Below are 16,182 nucleotides of genomic sequence, written 5' to 3'. Positions count from 1 at the left end.
GTTACCGTACCGCGATCAGATGACCACTTCGACGCCCTCGCCGGGTGCTTTCCCCGACACTCGTTCGGATTCCAGGGCCTGCTGGAGGATGATGACGGCCGCGGCCTGGTCGATCACGGAGCGTCCCTTCCTGGACTTCACTCCGGAGGCGCGCAGTCCCTGGCTGGCCGTCACCGTGGTCATCCGCTCGTCCACCAGGCGGACCGGCACCGGGGCGATGCCCTGGGCCAGCTCGCCGGCGAAGGCACGGACCTTGACCGCGGCCGGTCCCTCGCCGCCCTTGAGGGAGCGCGGGAGACCGACGACGACCTCGATCGGCTCGTACTCCGCGACGAGTTGCCGAAGGCGGCGGTGTGCCGCGGGGACGTCCCGGCCGGGAACCGTCTCCACCGGGGTGGCGAGGATCCCGTCGGGGTCGCACGAGGCGACCCCGATCCGGGCGTCCCCGACGTCGATCGCGAGCCGACGTCCTCTTCTCATCACTTGGCCGTTTCCGCCACGAGCCGCTCCACGGCGTCCACGGCCTCGCCGACGGCGGCCGGGTTCTGCCCGCCGCCCTGGGCGACGTCCGGCTTGCCGCCACCGCCGCCGCCGAGGGTCTTGGCGGCCGTACGGACCAGGTCACCGGCCTTCAGACCGCGCTCGCGGGCCGCCTCGTTGGTGGCGATGACCGTGAGCGGCTTGCCGTTGTTCACCGTGAACAGGGCGACCACGGCGGCCCGGCCGCCCTGGATCCGGCCGCGCACGTCGAGCACCAGCTTGCGCAGGTCGTCCGGGGTGGTGCCGTCCGGGACCTGCCCCGTGACGACGGCCACACCGCGGACGTCCTTGGCGGACTCGGCGAGACCGGCGGCGGCCTGGAGCACCTTCTCGGCGCGGAACTTCTCGATCTCCTTCTCGGCGTCCTTCAGCTTGCCGAGCATGGCGGAGATCTTCTCCGGAAGCTCCTCCGGACGGCCCTTGACCAGCTCCTGGAGCTGGGCGACGACCGTGTGCTCACGGGCGAGGAAGTTGTAGGCGTCGACGCCCACCAGGGCCTCGATACGGCGCACCCCGGAACCGATCGACGACTCGCCGAGCAGCTTCACCAGGCCCAGCTGGGCGGTGTTGTGCACGTGGGTGCCGCCGCACAGCTCCTTGGAGAAGTCACCGATGGTCACCACGCGTACGCGCTCGCCGTACTTCTCGCCGAACTCGGCGATGGCGCCCTGCTTCTTGGCCTCGTCGATGCCCATGACCTCGGCGTGCACGTCGAGGTCGCGGGCGAGCACCTCGTTGATCTTCTGCTCGACGTCGGTCATCACGGCCGTCGGGACGGCGGACGGGGAGCCGAAGTCGAAGCGGAACCGGCCGGGCTGGTTCTCGGAGCCGGCCTGGGCGGCCGTCGGGCCGAGAGCGTCCCGCAGTGCCTGGTGGGTCAGGTGCGTGGCGGAGTGGGCGCGGGCGATGGCCTTGCGGCGGCGGAAGTCGATCGAGGTGTGTGCCTTGGCGCCGACGGTGACCTCGCCGACCTGGACGACGCCCTTGTGGACGTACACGCCCGGGACCGGCTTCTGGCAGTCGCGGACCTCGATGACGGCGCCGGAGTCCACCTTGATACGGCCGGTGTCGCCGATCTGGCCGCCGCCCTCGGCGTAGAAGGGGGTGCGGTCGAGGACGATCTCGACCTCGTCGCCCTCGGTGGCGGCCGGCGAGGAGGCTCCGTCGACGAGGATGCCGACGATCGTGGACTCGCCCTCGGTGTCCGTGTAGCCGATGAAGTCGGTCTCGCCGGCGGAGTCGGCGATCTCACGGTAGGCGCCGAGGTCGGCGTGGCCGGTCTTCTTGGCCCGGGCGTCGGCCTTGGCGCGCTCCCGCTGCTCCTTCATCAGGCGGCGGAAACCGTCCTCGTCCACGGACAGGCCCTGTTCGGCAGCCATCTCCAGGGTGAGGTCGATCGGGAAGCCCCAGGTGTCGTGGAGCAGGAAGGCCTTGTCGCCGGGCAGCACGGCGGAGCCGGTGGCCTTGGTCTCGGTGACGGCGCTGTCCAGCACGTTCGTACCGGCGTTGAGGGTCTTGAGGAAGCGGGCCTCCTCGGCGAGGGCGACCTTCTCGATGCGCTCGCGGTCGGTGACCAGCTCCGGGTACTGCTGTCCCATCATGGCGATGACGACGTCGATGAGGTCCTTGACGACCGGACCGGTGGCACCCAGCAGACGCATGTTGCGGATGGCGCGGCGCATGATGCGGCGCAGCACGTACCCGCGGCCCTCGTTTCCGGGGGTGACGCCGTCGCCGATGAGCATGGTGGCGGTGCGCATGTGGTCGGTGACCACGCGCAGCGAGACGTCGGAGACGTGGGCCTCGCCGTAGGCGACACCGGTCAGCTCGGTGGCCTTCTTGATGACGGCCATGGACGTGTCGATCTCGTACATGTTCTGCACGCCCTGCAGAATCATGGCGAGCCGCTCCAGGCCGAGCCCGGTGTCGATGTTCTTGCTCGGCAGGTCGCCGAGGATCTCGAAGTCGTCCTTGCCGGTGCCCTCGCCGCGCTCGAACTGCATGAAGACGAGGTTCCAGATCTCCACGTACCGCTCGTCGTTGACGGCGGGACCGCCCTCGGCGCCGAACTCGGGGCCGCGGTCGTAGTTGATCTCGGAGCAGGGGCCGCACGGGCCGGGGACGCCCATGGACCAGAAGTTGTCCTTCTTGCCCAGGCGCTGGATGCGCTCCTTGGGCACGCCGACGACCTCGTGCCAGAGCCGCTCGGCCTCGTCGTCGTCCTGGTAGACGGTGATCCAGAGCTTCTCCGGCTCCAGGCCGTAACCGCCCTTGTCCTGGGGCGTGGTGAGCAGCTCCCAGGCGAGCTTGACGGCGCCCTCCTTGAAGTAGTCACCGAAGGAGAAGTTGCCGCACATCTGGAAGAAGGTGCCGTGCCGGGTGGTCTTGCCGACCTCTTCGATGTCGGGCGTGCGCACGCACTTCTGCACGCTGGTCGCGCGCGGGAAGGGCGGCTTGACCTCACCCAGGAAGTAGGGCTTGAAGGGCACCATGCCGGCCGGGACGAGGAGCAGAGTCGGGTCGTCGGCGATGAGCGACGCCGAAGGGACGACGGTGTGCCCGCGCTCCTCGAAGAAGCTCAGCCAGCGGCGGCGGATCTCAGCCGACTCCATCAGTGGTCCTCATTCCGGTTGTACGAGTACGTCGTGTACGGGTGTTCCGAGGACGCCGGGTCCTCGACGTACTTGGGTTGGTTGCGGTTCTCGATGGCGGTGTGCCGCCTGGACGGGGGCAGTTCCGGGTCGACCGGGGCGTTCAGGCCCAGTGCCTCGCCGAGTTCGGCCTCCCGCGTGGCCATGTTGTCGCGGACGTCGAGCGCGAAGCCGAGGGCGCGGTCCTTGAGCCGGTGACCGGCCTCGACCGCCTTGGTCGCCGCGGTCGCGGCGAGGCTCTCGGGGGTCAGCTGCCTGAGTTTGCGGTTGACCTTGGTGGTGGCCCACACTCCGGCGGCGACACCGGTGGTGAACCAGAACGTACGGCGGAACATCGCTAGTCCTTACTTCTCCCGGTTGTTCCGCTTCCCCCGCCGCGCGGCCGGGACGGTGCGGCCCACGATCACGGTACGCCTCGACGTCTTGCCGGGCACGTCCTCCTTGCGGCCGACCAGCGCCCGGCGCACGCCGTAGCCGAAGGCCGCGACCTTGACCAGCGGGCCGCCGAAGGTCGAGGCGACGGTGGTCGACAGCGCGGAGGCGTTGGACGTGACCTCCTGGACGTCCGAGGCGATGGCGTCGACGCGGTCAATCTGGGTCTGCGCGGAGCGCACCGCCTGGGAGGCCTCGGCCAGCAGTGGAACGGCCTGGTCGGTCACGTCCGCCACGAGTCTGGTGGTCGCCTTGAGCGTCTGGGCCAGCCTCGCCAGCGCGACGGCGAGGAAGGAGACCAGGATCGCCCAGAACACGGCCACCAGGATCCCGGCCACCTCTCCACCGGACACTGTGCGCACCCGCTCCCTGAAACGTGCCTGTACATCGAGAAAGTCGTGGCTCCGAGCCTATCGCGCTGAGGGTGGGGCTCCGTACCGGATTGATGCCCGTGTGCCGGTGGCATGAGCGAGCCCGCCGTCCCACCCGCCCGGAAGGGCGGGGAGACGGCGGGCCGAGGTGGTGCTGCGGTACTACGACCTGCCGGTGATCAGCGGGCGTAGTACTCGACGACGAGCTGCTCGTCGCAGATCACCGGGATCTCCTTGCGGTTCGGCTCACGGTCCAGGCGGAACGCCAGGGCCTTGAGGTTCACCTGGAGGTAGCGGGGGGTCTCGCCGTCGGGGGCGAAGCCACCCTCGCGGGAGACCTGGAAGAGGGTCTTCTCGCGGCTGCGCTCGCGGACCTGGACCACGTCGTCGGGACGGACCTGGAAGGACGGCTTGTCGACCTTCTTGCCGTTGACCTGGATGTGGCCGTGGACGACCATCTGGCGGGCCTGGTAGATCGTGCGGGCGATGCCCGAACGCAGGACCAGGGCGTCAAGGCGCTTCTCGAGGTCGATGACCAGGGCTTCACCGGTCTTCATCGACGTCTTGGCGGCACGCTCGTAGGCGCGGACGAGCTGACGCTCGCTGACGTCGTACTGGGCGCGCAGACGCTGCTTCTCGAGCAGACGGACCTTGTAGTCCGAGTTCTGCTTGCGGCCACGGCCGTGCTCACCCGGCGGGTAGGGACGCGCCTCGAAGTACTTGACGGCCTTCGGGGTCAGCGCGATACCGAGGGCACGCGACTTCTTGACCTTGGGGCGGGACTGGTTCGCCATGAACCAAACACCTCTTGTCTTCTGTGCGAATACGGCTTCACCAGGGTTAGGGGAGGTCGCATCCGCAGCCGGGGAAACCCGCCGGGACCCTGCCGGGCCCGATGGGCAGCCGCTCCCCTGGTCTGGGCACATACGTGCAGCACGCGAGTGGCCCACCGACCGTTCCCGGAACTCCGGGTGGTGGTGGGCTGCCCGCGACACCGTTCGACGGTGCGCGACGCTCCTGGATCCCCGTCGTCCTGGACAGAACGGCGGAGTTCCGGCTGAATGTCCCGCTCTGGTGGCGCCGGTTCCCCTTTCGGGGTTCCGGACACGGAACTCAGCGCTTCCAGGAAGTCTACAGGCCGCTCAGGACCGCTTCCGACCGAGGTGCTTGCGGGTCCACTCCACCGCGTCCGCGTACCGCGCCTCGGCGCCGTGTCGGCCCGGGGTGTAGTACTCGCGCTCCTTCAGGGCGTCCGGCGCGTACTGCTGGGCGGCGATGCCCTCGGGCAGGTCGTGCGGGTAGACGTACCCCTGCGCGTGCCCGAGCTTGGCCGCCCCCTTGTAGTGCCCGTCCCGCAGATGGGGCGGGACCGGTCCGGCCAGTCCCTTGCGCACGTCGTCCAGGGCGGCGCCGATCGCCGTGGTCGCCGCGTTGGACTTGGGGGCGAGGGCCAGCGCGATGGTGGCGTGGCTGAGGGTCAGGGCGGCCTCGGGGAAACCGATCATGGCGACGGCCTGGGCGGCGGCGACCGCCGTGGGCAGCGCGTGGGGGTCGGCCAGGCCGATGTCCTCACTGGCGGAGATCATCAGGCGGCGGGCGATGAACCGCGGGTCCTCGCCGGCCTCGATCATCCGGGCCAGGTAGTGCAGGGCGGCGTCGACGTCGGAGCCGCGGATGGACTTGATCAGGGCGCTGGCGACGTCGTAGTGCTGGTCGCCGTCGCGGTCGTACTTCACCGCGGCCCGGTCGACGGTCTCCTCCAGCGTGGTCAGGCCGATCTCGCTCTCGCCCTTGTCGAGGGCGGCCCCGGCGGCGGCCTCCAGGGCGGTCAGGGCGCGGCGGGCGTCGCCGCCGGCGATGCGCAGCAGATGGCTCTCGGTGTCCTCGGCGAGGCCGACGGCCGACCTCAGGCCGCGCTCGTCGGTGAGCGCGCGGCGGAGCAGACCGCGGACGTCGTCGTCGGTGAGCGGTTCGAGGGTGAGCAGGAGCGAGCGGGAGAGCAGCGGGGAGATCACCGAGAAGTACGGGTTCTCCGTGGTGGCCGCGATCAGGGTCACCCAGCGGTTCTCGACCGCCGGGAGCAGGGAGTCCTGCTGGGCCTTGCTGAAACGGTGGATCTCGTCCAGGAAGAGGACGGTCTCCTTGCCGTACCCGCCGGAGGCGCGGCGGGCGCCGTCGATGACCGCGCGGACCTCCTTGACGCCCGCGGTGATCGCCGACAGCTCCACGAAGCGCTTGTTCGTGGCCTTGGAGACCACGTACGCCAGGGTGGTCTTGCCGGTGCCGGGCGGACCCCACAGGATCACCGACGAGGGTCCCGCGGGACCGCCCGCTCCCTCACCGACCAGCCGGCGCAGCGGCGAGCCGGGCTTGAGCAGATGCTGCTGGCCCACCACCTCGTCGAGGGTGCGCGGGCGCATCCGGACCGCCAGGGGACTCGCGGCCGGGTCCTTCTCCTGGCGTTCTTCACTTGCGGCGGTGAACAGGTCGGGCTCCACGCTGAAACCCTATGGCACACCTCCGACAACACGGCCGGACGGTGGATCACCGGCTCCGGCTCAGGCCCACAGGCTCGTGCCCCAGCGGGTCAGGATCAGCATGACGACGACTCCGCAGTGCGTGACCGGCAGGACCCAGGTGAACTCGGCGAGGAAGTTCTTCACCGGGCGCGGGGCGGGCAGGAAGTCGTTGCGGATGTTGAAGGAGGTCACGTACCAGAACATGACGATCGTGGCCACCCAGGCCAGCGAGCACCACAGGCACAGCGCGTTGATCCGGTACAGCGACTGGAACTGGAGCCAGGTGACGAAGCAGACGCCGAAGAGCGTGCCGAGGTTGAACGTCACCCAGTACCAGCGCGGGAAGCTGGTGCGGGCGAGCAGGCTCATGCCGACGCAGATGACGATGCCGTAGGCGACCAGGCCGAGCAGCGGGTTGGGGAAGCCGAAGACGGTGGCCTGCTTGCTCTCCATGACGCTGCCGCAGGACACGATCGGGTTGAGGCTGCAGCTCGGTGTGAAGGTCTTGCCGCTGAGCTTGCCCTCGAGGATCTTCTGCTTGTCGATCGTGATGATCCACGCGGCGAGCAGACCGGCCGCTCCGGTGATCACCAGCAGCAGGGCGAAGGCGCGGCTGCCGCCCACCGTCCGCGGCGCGGAGAGCGCGCGTTCCGGCTCGGACTCCGCGGAGACGTCTTTGACTGTCGTCGTCTTGCTCATCACGCCGATTCCGTCACTTTTGAGTCGGACCTTCTTCGGGCACGGCCATTGTGCCGCACACGCGTGTGTGCCCACCGTCCGGTGTCCACACGAAGGTGTGCACAGCCATACCCGAACGTTCGATTCCGGACGATGATCGGACCATGACAGGAAGCGAACCGGCGGTGGATGTACGGGGGCTGCGCAAGCAGTACGGGGACGTCACCGCCGTCGACGGAATTGACCTGGCCATCAGAAGGGGTGAGGTGTTCGGCCTGCTCGGGCCCAATGGCGCCGGCAAGACCACCACGGTCGAGATCCTCCAGGGCCACCGCTCACGGGACGCGGGCGAGGTCTCGGTCCTGGGGACGGACCCGGCGAGAGCCACGCGCGCGTGGCGCTCGCGCGTCGGAATCGTCTGGCAGGACGAATCGGCGCCCGCGGAGTTGACGGTCCGCGAGACCGTACGGCACTTCGCCCGGTACTACCCACGGTCGCGCGACCCCGACGAGGTCATCGCCCTGGTCGGCCTGGAGACGAAGGCGACGAGCCGGATCAAGGCGCTTTCGGGCGGCCAGCGTCGTCGGCTGGACGTGGCGCTCGGGGTGATCGGCGGCCCCGAGCTGCTGCTTCTGGACGAGCCGACGACCGGTTTCGACCCGGCGGCCCGGCGCCGGTTCTGGGCCCTGATCCGCAGCCTCGCCCACGACGGCACGACGATCCTGCTGACCACGCACTACCTGGAGGAGGCGGAGGCCCTCGCGGACCGGCTGGCAGTGGTCGCCCGGGGCCGGATCGTCGCCGAGGGCACGTCCGGCGCGCTGCGGGAACGCCACGGTACCGGCGCCACCGTCGAGTGGACGGACCCCGACGGCACCCCGCACACCGAGCGCACCGAGACCCCCACCAGGACCGTCGCCGGGCTCATGAGCCGCTTCGACGGCGAGATACCGGGCCTGAAGGTGAGCCGCCCCACGCTGGAGGACGTCTATCTCCGGCTGACCGGACAGGAGGACGGGCGATGACCACGACCGCCACGCGGACCCGCACCGAGGCGGCGGCTTCGCGCGTGCCCGGGGCATGGGGACTCGGGCTGCACCGGGGCGCCCTGGAGATCAGGCAGTTCTTCCGGCAGCGCGAGCAGGTGGTGTTCACCTTCGCCTTCCCGGTGGTGTTCCTGTTCCTGTTCGCGTCGATCTTCCGCGACAAGGTCGGCGACACCGGCGTCACCGCCTCACAGCTGTACGTCCCCTCGATGCTGGCCTCGGGCATCATGTCGACCAGCTTCCAGTCTCTGGGCATATCCATCGCCGTGGAACGGGACGAGAAGGTGCTGCGCCGGCTGCGCGGCACGCCGATGCCGCCGACGGCGTACTTCCTGGGGAAAATCTGGCTGGTTCTGTTCACCGGGATCCTGGAGACGGCGGTCCTGCTGCTCGTCGGCACCACGCTGTACGACGTCCGTCTGCCCTCGGACGCGGCCCTGTGGTTCGACTTCGCCTGGATCTTCGTGCTCGGCCTGACCGGGTGCGCCCTGCTCGGCATCGCGATCAGTTCGGTTCCCAGGTCGGCGAAGAGCGCCAGTTCGGTGGTCGTCCTGCCGTTCCTGGTGCTCCAGTTCATCTCCGGGGTGTACATCCTGGTCGACACCATCCCCGGCTGGATGCTGAACATCGGCGCACTGTTCCCCCTGAAGTGGCTCTGCCAGGGCCTGCGCGGAGTGTTCCTGCCGGACTCGGCGCAGGTGCTGGAGCAGGCGGGAAGCTGGGAGTTCGGGCGGATCGCCCTGGTGCTCGCGGCCTGGTGCGTCGGCGGACTGGTGCTGTGCCTGCTGACATTCCGCTGGAAGGACCGGCGGAAGGGATGAGAAGGGGCGCCGGGTGGCCCGGTCGGGCATCCGGCGCCCCTTTCGCGCATGGCGTCAGCCGAGGCGGGATTCCAGTTCCGCCACGACCTCGTTGACTGCGATCGCCGTCTGCTCGCCGGAGTCCATGTCCTTGAGCTGGACGACGCCTTCGGCGAGGTCGCGTTCGCCGGCGACGAGCGCGTAGCGGGCACCGGACCTGTTGGCCGCCTTCATGGCGGCCTTGAGGCCCTTGTGACCGTAGGAGAAGTCGGCGGCGATGCCCACCTTGCGCAGTTCGGAGACCTTCGCGAACAGCACCCGGCGCGCCTCCTCGCCGAGCGGAACGGCGAACACGCTGGTGCTGGACGGGAGTTGGAGCTCGACTCCCTCCGCCTCCAAGGCCAGGACCGTACGGTCCACGCCCAGCGCCCAGCCCACCGACGGCAGGGCGGGGCCGCCGATCATCTCGGACAGGCCGTCGTACCGGCCGCCGCCGCCCACCGCGGACTGGGAACCGAGCCCGTCGTGCACGAACTCGAAGGTGGTGCGGGTGTAGTAGTCGAGTCCGCGGACCAGCTTGGCGTCGTCCTCGAAGGCGACCCCCTGGGCGTCGAGCAGCGCCCGCACTTCCTCGTGGTACGTCTTGCAGGCGTCGCACAGGTAGTCACGCAGCAGCGGTACGCCCGTGAGCTGCTTCTGGACCGACTCCCGCTTGTCGTCCAGGACGCGCAGGGGGTTGATCTCGATCCGGGCGCGGGTGTCCTCGTCCAGGTCCAGGCCGCGCAGGAAGTCCTGGAGGGCGGCCCGGTAGACCGGGCGGCACTCCTTGTCGCCGAGGCTGTTGAGCAGGATACGGAAGTCGCTCAGGCCCAGCGAACGGTAGGCCTGGTCGGCCAGGATGATCAGCTCGGCGTCCAGGGCCGGGTCCTCGGCGCCGATCGCCTCGGCACCGACCTGCGAGAAGTGGCGGTACCGGCCCTTCTGGGGGCGCTCGTAGCGGTAGTAGGAGCCGGAGTACCACAGCTTGACCGGCAGGTTGCCCGCCTTGTGGAGGTTGGCCTCCAGGGCGGCGCGCAGGACGGAGGCGGTGCCTTCGGGCCGCAGGGCGAGCCTGTCGCCGCCCTTGGTCTCGAAGGCGTACATCTCCTTGGTCACGATGTCGGTGGACTCGCCGACCCCGCGCGCGAACAGCTCCACGTTCTCGAAGCCGGGGGTCTCGATGTACCCGTAGCCGGAGTTGCGCAGCGGGGCGGCGATCGCCTCGCGGACCGCCAGGTACTTCGCGGAGTCCGGCGGGATCAGGTCGTACGTGCCCTTGGGGGCCTTGAAGGTGCTCACGGAAGGTCTCTCGTCACATTCCTCGTCGGGGAGCGTCGTCCAGGTCCGCTCCCGGGCCGGCGGCCACCTGCCGCAGATAGGGGTTGGTGGCACGCTCCCGGCCGATGGTCGTCTGGGGGCCGTGGCCGGACAGCACCACGGTCGAGTCGTCGAGCGGCAGGCACACGCGGGCCAGCGAGTCGAGCATCTCGGCCATGTCACCGCCGGGCAGGTCGGTGCGTCCGATGGAGCCGGCGAACAGGAGATCCCCGGAGAAGAGGACCGACGGGATGTCCGCGGCCTCGGGCATCCGGAAGGTCACCGACCCCTTGGTATGGCCGGGCGCGTGCGCGACGGAGAACTCCAGGCCGGCCAGCTTCAGCGCGGCGCCGTCGGCCAGTTCCCTCACGTCGTCCGGCTCCCCCACGGTCAGCTCGCCCATGAGCGGCATGCCGATGGAACGGCCGAGCGCCTTCTCGGGGTCGCTCATCATGTACCGGTCGGCCGGGTGGATCCAGGCCGGTATGTCGTGCGCGCCGCACACCGGGACGACCGAGGCCACGTGGTCGATGTGGCCGTGGCTGAGGACGACGGCGACGGGCTTGAGCCGATGCTTCCTGATCGCTTCCTCGACGCCTTGGGCGGCCTGGTGGCCGGGGTCGATGATCACGCACTCCTCACCGGCGGCGGGGGCGACGAGGTAGCAGTTCGTCCCCCAGGCCCCGGCGGGGAACCCGGCAATGAGCACGATCGTCCTTCGTTGTGTCGATACGGGAGGGCATCAGGCGGCTGGGCCCGTTGTCAGAGCCTACCGGCGCTGCCGGATCCTCAGGTAACCCATATACGGTACGGGGCACACGCGGGTGGCCGCCTCGAGCGACCCACCCGTACCGGTGGACACATGAGACGCATGAGGAGAGAACGCGGTGGTCAGCCAGGAGCAGCGGCGACGTCAGCTCGCCCGGGAGAAGTTCTTGCGGCAGCAGCAGCGGCGCACCGCCGCGCGGCGCAAGGCACACGTGCGCAACTCCGTGATCGCGTCGGTGCTGGGCGTGGTCCTCATCGGCAGTGTCGCGCTGTACACGACCGGGGTGCTGAAGAGCGGCAAGGACGACAAGACAAACGCGAGCGCGGAGGTCACCCCCAGCGCCGCGGCCACCAGCAAGGCCCCGGACCCGTGCGCGAAGCCCGCCGCGGGCTCGGTGAAGAAGCTGAGCTGGCCCAAGGAGCCGGCGATGACGATCGACAAGTCGGCGAAGTACACGATGACGCTCGACACCACCTGCGGCGCGATCGACCTGGACCTGAAGGCCTCCGCGGCGCCGCACACCGTGAACTCCTTCGACTTCCTGGCCGGCAAGGGCTTCTTCGACCACACCAAGTGCCACCGGCTCACCGCGGAGGGCATCTACGTCCTTCAGTGCGGCGACCCGACGGGCACCGGCCAGGGCGGGCCCGGGTACACGATTCCCGACGAGAACCTGAAGGACACGAGCCTGAAGGGCGACGTCTACCCGGCGGGCACCGTGGCGATGGCCAACACGGGACAGGAGCACTCCGGCGGAAGCCAGTTCTTCCTGGTGTACCAGGACAGTCCGCTGCCGCCCAGCTACACGCCTTTCGGCACCGTCTCCGCGTCGGGTATGAAGGTGCTGAAGAAGATCGCGGACGCCGGGGCGGAGGAGGCCGATCCGCAGACGGGCAACACCGCCCCGAATGCGACCGTGGTGATCAACAAGGCGACGGTGACGAAGTCCTGACGTCAGCGGCGGCGGGCTGGGAAATTTCGGTCGCGCTGGATGCGGACAGGTCACCCGCCGTTCGCCTATGTTGGCGGTGACGAAACTGTGGACGATGCCCGGGGGAGCTTCGAGGCCCTCCGCAGGCATCATGTGGAGGAGGCGCTGTGAGCAGCGACCCGTGGGGCCGCGTCGACGAGACGGGGACCGTGTACGTGCGAACGGCCGACGGCGAGCAGGTCGTCGGTTCCTGGCAGGCCGGCTCCCCCGAGGAGGCGTTGGCCTACTTCGAGCGCAAGTACGAGGGCCTGGTTGTCGAGATCGGCCTCCTCGAGAAGCGAGTGCGGACCACCGACCTGTCGGCCAAGGACGCCCAGGTCGCCGTCGACCATCTGCGGGAGCAGGTCGACGCGCACCACGCGGTCGGCGACCTGGCCGCGCTGCGTGCCCGTCTGGACAAGCTGGTCGAGACGGTCGAGGCCCGCCGTGAGGAGCGCAAGGCGCAGCGCGCCCGGCAGGCGGACGAGGCCCGGCACGCCAAGGAGGCGCTGGTCACCGAGGCCGAGGAGCTGGCCCGTTCCGACCAGTGGCGGGCGGCCGGGGAGCGGCTGCGCGCGCTGGTGGACACCTGGAAGGGGCTGCCGCGGCTGGACCGCAAGTCCGACGACGAGCTGTGGCACCGCTTCTCGCATGCCCGGTCGGCGTTCTCCAAGCGGCGCAAGGCGCACTTCGCGCAGCTGGACGCGCAGCGCGAGGACGCCCGCAGGGCCAAGGAGCGGCTGGTCGCCGAGGCCGAGGCACTGTCGGGCTCGACGGACTGGGGCCTCACCTCGGCCCGCTACCGCGAGCTGATGACGGAGTGGAAGGCCGTCGGCCGTGCCCAGCGTGAGCACGAGGACGATCTGTGGAACCGCTTCCGCGGCGCCCAGGACGTCTTCTTCGCCGCCCGCAGCGCGGTGTTCGCCGAGCGGGACGCCGAGCAGACGGAGAACCTCAAGCTGAAGGAGGAGCTGGCCGAGGAGGCCGAGAAGCTCCTGCCGGTCACGGACCTGAAGGCAGCCCGGGCCGCCTTCCGCTCGATCAACGAGCGCTGGGAGGCCATCGGCCATGTGCCGCGCGACGCCCGTCCGCGGGTGGAGGGCCGGATGCACACGATCGACCGGGCCCTCCAGGAGGCCGAGGAGACCGAGTGGCGCCGGACGAACCCGGAGGCGCGCGCCCGCGCCGAGGGTCTGACCGGTCAGCTCCAGGCCGCCGTGGACAAGCTGAAGGGGCAGATCGAGCAGGCTCGTGGCCAGGGCAACACCTCCAGGGCCGACAAGCTCGAGAGGGAGCTGGAGGGCCGCCAGGCGCTTCTGGACCAGGCCCTGAAGGGCCTCCAGGAGTTCGGCGGCTGACCACCGGACACCACCGGATTCCCAAGCACGGCTGAGGGCCCCCGTAGCGCCTACGGGGGCCCTCAGCCGTGCTCTTGGCGGCTGGGGCGGGCTACGCCCGGCTGCGCGCCGAGGTGACCCGGTAGACGTCGTAGACGCCCTCCACGCCCCGTACGGCCTTCAGGACGTGCCCCAGATGCTTGGGGTCGCCCATCTCGAAGGTGAAGCGGGAGGTGGCGACGCGGTCGCGGGAGGTCTGGACGGCCGCGGAGAGGATGTTGACGTGCTGGTCGGACAGGACGCGCGTGACGTCCGAGAGCAGGCGGGAGCGGTCCAGGGCCTCGACCTGGATGGCGACCAGGAAGACCGAGGACTGGGTGGGCGCCCACTCGACGTCGAGGATCCGCTCCGGCTCACGCGACAGTGAATCCACGTTGACGCAGTCACTGCGGTGAACGGATACGCCGCTGCCCCGCGTGACGAAGCCGATGATCGGGTCGCCGGGTACCGGAGTGCAGCAGCGGGCCAGCTTGACCCACACGTCGTCGACACCCTTGACGACGACACCGGGGTCGGCGCTGGAGCGGCGCTTGCGGCCGCGCCCACGCGCGGGCGGCACGCTCTCGTCGATCTCCTCGGTGGCCGCCTCCTCGCCGCCGAGCGCCTGCACCAGCTTCTGCACGATGTTCGGCGCGGAGACGTGCCCCTCGCCGATCGCCGCGTACAACGCGGAGATGTCCGAGTAGCGCATCTCGTGTGCGAGGGTGACCAGCGAGTCGCCGGTCAGGATGCGCTGGATCGGCAGGTTCTGCTTCCGCATCGCGCGGACGATCGCGTCCTTGCCCTGCTCGATCGCCTCGTCGCGGCGCTCCTTGGAGAACCAGGCCCGGATCTTGTTGCGGGCGCGCGGGGACTTGACGAAGCCGAGCCAGTCGCGGGAAGGCCCGGCGCCGGCCGCCTTGGAGGTGAAGACCTCCACCAGGTCGCCGTTGTCCAGGGTCGATTCCAGCGGGACGAGACGGCCGTTGACCCGCGCTCCGATGGTGCGGTGGCCGACCTCCGTGTGGACGGCGTACGCGAAGTCCACCGGGGTGGCGCCGGCCGGGAGCGCTATGACGTCGCCCTTGGGCGTGAAGACGAAGACCTCGTTGCGGGACAGGTCGAAGCGCAGCGACTCCAGGAACTCGCCCGGGTCCTCGGTCTCCTTCTGCCAGTCCAGCAACTGCCGCAGCCACGCCATGTCGTTGATGGCACCCGCGTCCTTGCCCGCCTTGCCGGCGGGTTTCGGCGCGTCGGTACGGACCTTGGAGGCACCGGCGACGGCCTCCTGCTTGTACTTCCAGTGCGCGGCGATGCCGTACTCGGCGCGACGGTGCATGTCGAAGGTGCGAATCTGCAACTCGACCGGCTTGCCGTTGGGGCCGATGACCGTCGTGTGCAGCGACTGGTACATGTTGAACTTGGGCATCGCGATGTAGTCCTTGAACCGGCCGGGGACCGGATTCCATCGCGCGTGCACGGTGCCGAGGGCGGCGTAGCAGTCGCGGACCGTGTCGACCAGGACACGGATGCCCACCAGGTCGTAGATCTCCGCGAAGTCACGGCCGCGGACGATCATCTTCTGGTAGACGCTGTAGTAGTGCTTGGGCCTGCCGGTGACGGTCGCCTTGATGCGCGCGGCACGCAGGTCGGCCTGGACCTCGTCGGTCACGATCGCGAGGTACTCGTCGCGCTTGGGGGCGCGCTCGGCGACGAGGCGGACGATCTCGTCGTACATCTTGGGGTAGAGGATCGCGAAGGCGAGGTCCTCCAGCTCCCACTTGATGGTGTTCATGCCCAGCCGGTGGGCGAGCGGGGCGTAGATCTCCAGCGTCTCGCGGGCCTTCTTCTCCTGCTTCTCGCGCTTGAGGTAGCGCATGGTGCGCATGTTGTGCAGGCGGTCGGCGAGCTTGATCACCAGGACGCGGGGGTCCTTGGCCATGGCGACGACCATCTTGCGCACGGTCTCGGCCTGCGCGGCCTCGCCGAACTTGACCTTGTCCAGCTTGGTGACGCCATCGACGAGCAGCGCGACGGTGTCGCCGAAGTCGCGGCGCAGCTGGTCAAGGCCGTACTCGGTGTCCTCGACGGTGTCGTGCAGCAGCCCTGCCATCAGGGTGGCCGGGTCCATGCCCAACTCGGCGAGGATCGTGGTCACGGCGAGCGGATGGGTGATGTAGGGGTCACCGCTCTTGCGTTTCTGGCCGCGGTGCCAGCGCTCGGCGACCTGGTAGGCCCGCTCGATCTGGCGCAGGGTCGCGTTCTCGATCTTCGGGTCGTTGCTGCGCACTATCCGCAGCAGCGGCTCGAGGACCGGGTTGTACGGGTTGGCGCGCTGCACGCCGAGGCGGGCGAGGCGGGCGCGGACGCGGTTGGAGGAACCGGAGCGGCCGGGCTGGCCGGTGGAGGGGCGCACGACCGGGGGCGGCGCGGGGCGCTCGGGCTGGGCCGGCTTGGGACGGGCGGCCTCGGTCGACTTGCCGACGGGGGCGGACTGCGCGTGCTCCGCCGTCCCGCGGGCTTCGCTCTTCGCGTGCGGCGCGGGCTTGGCCGTGGGCGCCGAGGCGGACTCGGGCTTGGCGGCGGTCAGTGGCTGGGCCTCGTCTGGCAAGAGGACTCCTCGTGCGCGATCCGGGTCCCCCGGTCAGGCTCCGGAAACCCCATGGTAGCGATC

Annotated in this window: 14 protein-coding genes; 4 read left to right on the top strand and 10 right to left on the bottom strand. The window is 69.8% G+C overall.

The genetic code is table 11. The features are described 5' to 3' along the window. Positions 1-15: 15 nt before the first annotated feature. The 7 genes from ruvX to ACTYVM_RS07905 form a co-directional block, all read right to left on the bottom strand. Complete coding sequence (ruvX, locus tag ACTYVM_RS07935) at positions 16-480, bottom strand: Holliday junction resolvase RuvX (protein WP_445525211.1); 465 nt, start codon at positions 478-480, stop codon at positions 16-18. Next, the gene (gene alaS / locus ACTYVM_RS07930) at positions 480-3,152 is read right to left on the bottom strand and encodes an alanine--tRNA ligase (RefSeq protein WP_445525210.1); all 2,673 of its coding nucleotides are present in this window, start codon (positions 3,150-3,152) and stop codon (positions 480-482) included. Before alaS ends, ruvX begins: the two co-directional genes overlap by 1 nt. Further along, complete coding sequence (locus ACTYVM_RS07925) at positions 3,152-3,526, bottom strand: hypothetical protein (protein WP_445525209.1); 375 nt, start codon at positions 3,524-3,526, stop codon at positions 3,152-3,154. Before ACTYVM_RS07925 ends, alaS begins: the two co-directional genes overlap by 1 nt. Positions 3,527-3,535: 9 nt before the next feature. Beyond that, on the bottom strand, positions 3,536-3,985 hold the full coding sequence (locus tag ACTYVM_RS07920; protein ID WP_400031557.1) for a DUF948 domain-containing protein: 450 nt from the start codon (positions 3,983-3,985) through the stop codon (positions 3,536-3,538). Positions 3,986-4,173: 188 nt separating this feature from the next. Then, positions 4,174-4,788: a 30S ribosomal protein S4 gene (gene rpsD / locus ACTYVM_RS07915; protein ID WP_100567868.1), complete on the bottom strand. Its 615-nt coding sequence runs from the start codon at positions 4,786-4,788 to the stop codon at positions 4,174-4,176. Between the two features lie 348 nt (positions 4,789-5,136). After that, positions 5,137-6,492 carry a replication-associated recombination protein A gene (locus tag ACTYVM_RS07910; protein WP_445525208.1) on the bottom strand — a complete coding sequence of 452 codons (1,356 nt, stop codon included), beginning with the start codon at positions 6,490-6,492 and terminating at the stop codon, positions 5,137-5,139. A gap of 60 nt (positions 6,493-6,552) precedes the next feature. Next, positions 6,553-7,212 carry a vitamin K epoxide reductase family protein gene (locus ACTYVM_RS07905; RefSeq protein ID WP_445525207.1) on the bottom strand — a complete coding sequence of 220 codons (660 nt, stop codon included), beginning with the start codon at positions 7,210-7,212 and terminating at the stop codon, positions 6,553-6,555. A gap of 143 nt (positions 7,213-7,355) precedes the next feature. On the opposite strand from ACTYVM_RS07905, the gene ACTYVM_RS07900 reads away from it, so the two are divergent. Beyond that, positions 7,356-8,216, top strand: coding sequence for an ABC transporter ATP-binding protein (locus tag ACTYVM_RS07900; RefSeq protein WP_445525206.1), 861 nt, complete (start codon positions 7,356-7,358; stop codon positions 8,214-8,216). Further along, a complete protein-coding gene (locus ACTYVM_RS07895) occupies positions 8,213-9,058 on the top strand; it encodes an ABC transporter permease (RefSeq protein ID WP_445525205.1) in 846 nt (281 codons plus the stop codon). The genes ACTYVM_RS07900 and ACTYVM_RS07895 overlap by 4 nt, the downstream gene beginning before the upstream one ends. Before the next feature lie 54 nt (positions 9,059-9,112). Here ACTYVM_RS07895 and hisS read toward each other — a convergent pair whose 3' ends face one another. Then, a complete protein-coding gene (hisS, locus tag ACTYVM_RS07890; protein ID WP_445525204.1) occupies positions 9,113-10,375 on the bottom strand; it encodes a histidine--tRNA ligase in 1,263 nt (420 codons plus the stop codon). 13 nt (positions 10,376-10,388) lie between these two features. Further along, the gene (locus ACTYVM_RS07885) at positions 10,389-11,102 is read right to left on the bottom strand and encodes an MBL fold metallo-hydrolase (RefSeq protein WP_445525203.1); all 714 of its coding nucleotides are present in this window, start codon (positions 11,100-11,102) and stop codon (positions 10,389-10,391) included. Positions 11,103-11,280: 178 nt separating this feature from the next. Here ACTYVM_RS07885 and ACTYVM_RS07880 point away from each other — a divergent pair, with 178 nt between their 5' ends. Together ACTYVM_RS07880 and ACTYVM_RS07875 are read left to right on the top strand one after the other, a co-directional pair. Beyond that, positions 11,281-12,114, top strand: a complete 834-nt coding sequence (locus ACTYVM_RS07880) for a peptidylprolyl isomerase (protein ID WP_445525202.1) — start codon at positions 11,281-11,283, stop codon at positions 12,112-12,114. Positions 12,115-12,260: 146 nt separating this feature from the next. Then, positions 12,261-13,490 (top strand): DUF349 domain-containing protein, encoded by a 1,230-nt coding sequence (locus ACTYVM_RS07875; protein ID WP_445525201.1) that lies wholly within the window; start codon positions 12,261-12,263, stop codon positions 13,488-13,490. Between the two features lie 91 nt (positions 13,491-13,581). On the opposite strand, the gene ACTYVM_RS07870 is transcribed toward ACTYVM_RS07875, so the two are convergent. Next, the gene (locus ACTYVM_RS07870; protein WP_445525200.1) at positions 13,582-16,119 is read right to left on the bottom strand and encodes a RelA/SpoT family protein; all 2,538 of its coding nucleotides are present in this window, start codon (positions 16,117-16,119) and stop codon (positions 13,582-13,584) included. Positions 16,120-16,182: the final 63 nt, after the last annotated feature.

Source organism: Streptomyces cyslabdanicus (assembly GCF_052663305.1).
The sequence above is the reverse complement of the archived record's forward strand: the minus strand, read 5'-3'. Positions and strand labels throughout refer to the sequence as shown.

Excerpts from the sequence above, each read along its gene's own strand:
- ACTYVM_RS07895 (WP_445525205.1), top strand. The coding sequence starts at position 8,213 with ATGACCACGACCGCCACGCGGACCCGCACCGAGGCGGCGGCTTCGCGC.
- ACTYVM_RS07900 (WP_445525206.1), top strand. The coding sequence starts at position 7,356 with ATGACAGGAAGCGAACCGGCGGTGGATGTACGGGGGCTGCGCAAGCAG.
- ruvX (WP_445525211.1), bottom strand. The coding sequence starts at position 480 with ATGAGAAGAGGACGTCGGCTCGCGATCGACGTCGGGGACGCCCGGATC.
- ACTYVM_RS07905 (WP_445525207.1), bottom strand. The coding sequence starts at position 7,212 with ATGAGCAAGACGACGACAGTCAAAGACGTCTCCGCGGAGTCCGAGCCG.
- rpsD (WP_100567868.1), bottom strand. The coding sequence starts at position 4,788 with ATGGCGAACCAGTCCCGCCCCAAGGTCAAGAAGTCGCGTGCCCTCGGT.
- ACTYVM_RS07925 (WP_445525209.1), bottom strand. The coding sequence starts at position 3,526 with ATGTTCCGCCGTACGTTCTGGTTCACCACCGGTGTCGCCGCCGGAGTG.
- alaS (WP_445525210.1), bottom strand. The coding sequence starts at position 3,152 with ATGGAGTCGGCTGAGATCCGCCGCCGCTGGCTGAGCTTCTTCGAGGAG.